At 27.4% G+C, this 4,657-nt stretch carries 5 protein-coding genes and 1 pseudogene; all 6 read left to right on the forward strand.

The genetic code is table 11. The features are described 5' to 3' along the window. Positions 1 to 493: immunity protein YezG family protein (locus Q0370_RS07865; protein WP_299574297.1), on the forward strand; the 493-nt coding region annotated here is incomplete at its 5' end. A gap of 12 nt (positions 494 to 505) precedes the next feature. Further along, positions 506 to 1,054 carry a T6SS immunity protein Tdi1 domain-containing protein gene (locus Q0370_RS07870; RefSeq protein ID WP_299574300.1) on the forward strand — a complete coding sequence of 183 codons (549 nt, stop codon included), beginning with the start codon at positions 506 to 508 and terminating at the stop codon, positions 1,052 to 1,054. A gap of 66 nt (positions 1,055 to 1,120) precedes the next feature. Continuing rightward, positions 1,121 to 2,500 carry a Mur ligase family protein gene (locus Q0370_RS07875; RefSeq protein ID WP_299574303.1) on the forward strand — a complete coding sequence of 460 codons (1,380 nt, stop codon included), beginning with the start codon at positions 1,121 to 1,123 and terminating at the stop codon, positions 2,498 to 2,500. A gap of 68 nt (positions 2,501 to 2,568) precedes the next feature. Next, positions 2,569 to 3,651, forward strand: coding sequence for a dihydropteroate synthase (gene folP / locus Q0370_RS07880; protein WP_299574306.1), 1,083 nt, complete (start codon positions 2,569 to 2,571; stop codon positions 3,649 to 3,651). Between the two features lie 140 nt (positions 3,652 to 3,791). Then, entirely contained in the window at positions 3,792 to 4,328 is a 537-nt protein-coding gene (locus Q0370_RS07885; RefSeq protein WP_299574308.1) for an NUDIX domain-containing protein, read from the forward strand. Positions 4,329 to 4,412: 84 nt separating this feature from the next. Further along, positions 4,413 to 4,657 (forward strand): annotated as a pseudogene (locus Q0370_RS07890) (methyltransferase); the annotation flags it as partial.

Here is a 4,657-nt window from a genome sequence, read left to right on the forward strand (position 1 = left end):
AGAATTTTTTGAAAAATCAAATGAGTTAATAACAGGAATAGCACAGCAGGTAAGTGATGCAATACCAGGAAGGTGGGAAAACTTTTATCTTAATGCAGAAATAAGCGATAATTTAAGTGGAGGGATATATTTTTTCTTTAATATAGAAAAAAATAAAAATTACATTTATTGTGAAGATATACCTGATATTTATAATGTGTATGAAGAAGAATATGAGGAAAGAAGAAATAATATATATAAATTGTCCCAAAAATTAAAAGAGATATTTATAAAGTATAATTTAAACCTTTGGCAATCAGTCACAATAATTGTAAATTCAGAACGAAAACTGAAGATGTATTATGACTATACTGATTGGATAAATAGTTCATTTGGTCCAACTTTAAGAATAAAGTACTTTGAATATAAATATTTAGGTAAAGTTCCTGAAGATAAAGAAGAGGAAGAATTGTTTAAGAAAATGGAGGAATATCAGAGTAAATTTAATAAGTAGTGAGGAAGTAAAATGTTAAGAGATTTTAAAAAAGAAAAAGAAATGCCGAAAGAAATTATTGAAAAATATAAAGGGAAAGTGCCAGATGAAGTTATAGAAATCTGGAAAAATTATGGATTGGGAAGTTTTTTGAATGGGTATCTAAGAGTAATAAATCCAGATGATTATAAAGAATTAGTAGAAGAAACTTACTTTAGAGGGAAAGAGTCAATACCTTTGTTTACAACAGCTTTTGCAGATGTAATAACATGGCAAAAAAATAGATATATTGGGATTATTTTTTATAAAGAAGAAGATTTTGATATAATAGATTCTGGAATGGATTTCTTTTTTACAGATATATACACTGAAGATAGTCTTAGAAATGATTTTTTTGATTTAAAATTATATGAAAAGGCTGTAAAAAAATATGGAGAATTAGAGTATAATCAAAGTTTTTGTTTTGTTCCATTATTAGGGTTAGGTGGGAAGAAAAGTGTTGATAATTTAGATAAAGGGGATACTTTGACACATATTTACTTGATTACGGAGCTTGTGGGGAAAGTAGGAATAGATGATTAGAATTAAACTGGGATATCAAAATAAACTTAATAAATGATAATCTTACAAAAATAGGAGAAAAAAGTGATGAAAGAATCTTTATATGGGGAAAAGAAAAGAGTAAAATTGCTTACGGAAATTTTAGACAAAATGGATAATCCGGCTAGAGATGTTCAGGTTATTCATGTTAGCGGGACGAATGGGAAAGGTTCGACTTGTTATATGATTAATAGCATTTTGTGTGAAATGGGATATAAAGTTGGATTATTTACGAGTCCTCAAATAAGGACAATTTATGAATTGATTAAGGTTAATGGGGTTGAAATTACTGAACTGGAATTTGAAGATTGTAAAAATAAGTTAAGACAGGTTTTGAATGAACTGGATTTGGATTTGGAAAATGATTTGTCGTATTTTGAAATGGTGTTTTTGATTGCGATGATACATTTTAAAAATAAGGATGTGAATGTTTTGATTTTGGAATGTGGGCTTGGAGGGGAACTGGATGCAACGAACGCAGTTTCAAAAATTGATTATACTATTTTTACAAAGATTGGAATTGATCATAAAAATATTTTGGGGAATACGATTGAGGAAATTTGCCAAACAAAATCAAAAATTATAAGAAAACAGAGCAATGTTATAATTGCTCCAAATCAGAGAAATGTAGTTTATGAAATTTTGGAAAAAGAAGCAAAATATAAAAATTGTGATGTTTTTTTAGCTGAAAAAAATATAAAGATTGAAAAAGTAGAAAATGTAAAAGAGAATAACCAAAATATTTACGAAAAAGAAGATTTAAAATCTGAAAACGGTTTAGAATTTCAAAATAAAGTTAAAGCTGAAATAATCGGAAATTATGATTTTGAGAAAAATTTTAAAAATAATGAGTATTTTTTTAGATTTGGGCTAAAAGGTGAACAACAGCTGGAGAATCTAGCGACAGTTTTAACGTGGTATTTTAGATTTAGTGATGAAAATATTCTAGAAAATACAGAAAGAATATTGGATAGAGCTTTGGGAACATTGCAAATTGCAGGAAGAATGGAAAAGGTTGAGAAAATTAAAAATGCGTATTTGGATGTGGCACATAATGAGGATAGTGTCGAGGCATTTGTAGATTATGTTAAAAAGAATTTTGACAATAGGAAAAAAATTTTTGTAGTTGGATTTTTAAAGGATAAAGAAGTGGAGAAATGTGTGAATCTTTTAAAAATAGCAGGAGATAATTTTATACTTACAGAGCCAAATAATGAAGAAAGAAAATTGGATTCAGAGATTTTGGAGAGATATTTTGAAGATAAAAAAATTGAAAATCCTAAAAACATTATAATTTCTGAAAAGAATATTGAAAAGGCTTTTTTGAAAGCGTTGGAATTGAGAAAGAATGAAGATGAGTGTATTTTTGTAGTGGGATCATTTTACTTGTTAGGAGAAGTAAAAAAAGTTATTGAAAAATATTTTTAATTTAATCAGAATAAAGATTAAAACAGAAAAAACAGTCATACGATTTAAGAAAGGAAAGAAATAAAAAAATGATTAAAATCAATGAAATTAAGAATAGAGATTCAAAAAATATTGTTATTGAATTTAATGGAAATAAAGAAGAACTACGTAAATTTGAGAATTTTTTGGAAGAAAAGAATATTTTTTCATTTAATAAAAACGAAGGGATTACAGCTATTTTTAAATATTCAGAATTAAAACAATTAGTTGAGATTTTGAAAATAGAAAATAGTTTTGAATTTGAAAATGGAATTGAAAAATTGGAAGAGATTTTACAAGAAAATAGATTGATTTGGAAAGGGAATAGGTTTGAGTTTGATTTAACGACTGATTCGGTTATTTATTCAATTTTGAATATTACACCAGATTCATTTTATGATGGTGGGAGAAATTCAAGTGTAGATAAGGTTTTGAAGCGAATTGAGGAAGATGTTAGGAATGGGGCTAAAATATTTGAGTTTGGGGGGAAATCGTCTAAGCCTAATTTTGATGATATTTCGGCAGAAGAAGAATGGAATCGGATTGAAAAATATATTGAGGCTGTGAAAAAGGAGTTTCCAAATATTGTGCTGGCTTTGGACAGTGATACTGAGGAAGTTATTGAAAAAGGACTGGATGCGGGTATTGATATTATTAATGATTTTAATGGATTCACTTCGGAAGGAAAAATGAAATTAGTTGAAAAATATAAACCTGCATTGGTTGTTATGAATAATGGGCGATTTGATGAAATTCCGAACTTGAAAAATTATTTGGAAAATTATTTTGATGAGCGGGTAAAAGCAATTTTAGAAACTGGAATTGAAAGAGAAAAGATTTCAATAGATCCGGGAGTTGGATATTCTTCAAATAATAGCATGAATACGCCTGAAGACATGGAAAGAATTAAGTCGGTGAAATATTTACGGAATATGAGATTACCAATAATGATTGCCATTTCAAGAAAAAGTTTTAATGAGAAAATATTTGGGCTGTCGCTGGAAGAAAGACTTATGGGAACATTGATGTTTGAGAGTCTAATGGTGCAAGATGGCGGAAGGATTTTGCGAGTTCATGATGTGAAGGAAACTAGGGATATTTTGAATATGCTGGAAGTTTATAATAAAATTTAATTTTATACTCGAACCCGTTTAAAATTAAACTATTAAAAATTATACAAACTTAGGGTTTGAGTAAATAGTCATAGCCTTTGAGTTCTGTTTTAAAGTGATTTTACTATAAAATTAAAGAAAATATTCAAAAGGAGAACATTTTGAAAATAGAAAATATAAATTTTTTGAAAAAACATTTAAAAAATTTAGCAGAATACGAGCCTGAATTGAAAACAAAAATAGAAAAAATTTCGAAAATATTATCACAAACGAAAATAAAGGATTTGACAAACAGAAAATCAAAAGTTCATTTATCAGCAAGTGCTGTAGTTTTTAAGAATGAGAAATGTTATTTTATAAAACATCCATATTTAAAAATGATTTTACTGCCAGCAGGACACGTAGAAAATGATGAAATACCTTTAGACACTGCTATCCGTGAATTTGTAGAAGAAACTGGTTTTTTTGCAAAAATTGATGAAAATATGAAAAATATGGGATTGATTGATGTAAATGCAATTGACATTCCTAAGAATCCTGTGAAAAGTGAAGGAGAGCATATTCACATTGATTTTCGGTATAAACTTGTTTTGGATGAAGAAAAAAATAGTGAAAAGGCTGAGTTAGAGTGCTTTTTGCTAGGAGAAAATGAGGCTGATAGTGAATTTAAGAGATATTATAAGTATTTAGATTGTTAAAATTTTTAGAAAATTTAGGCATATAATTTCAAAGTTGAAATAAAAGTACTGAATATTTTGAAATGTTAAATTAGGAGAAATATTATGAAAGAATTTATAATTGATAGTTATTTGGAGGATATAAGAAAGAAAATACCTGCGTATGACTTAATGATTGAAATGTTATTTAATTCTGTTTTAAAAGTTGAAACTAAAATTTTACAAATAAAGGATATTTTATCAATAGGTGGACAAAGTTTAGAAATCAAAAATTTATCAGATATTTATAAAGATTCAAAAATAACAGTAGTAGAACCTAGCGAGATTATGATAAATATTGTAAAAAATGA

Source organism: uncultured Leptotrichia sp. (genome assembly GCF_938036635.1).
Taxonomy (GTDB): Bacteria; Fusobacteriota; Fusobacteriia; order Fusobacteriales; family Leptotrichiaceae; genus Leptotrichia; species Leptotrichia hongkongensis.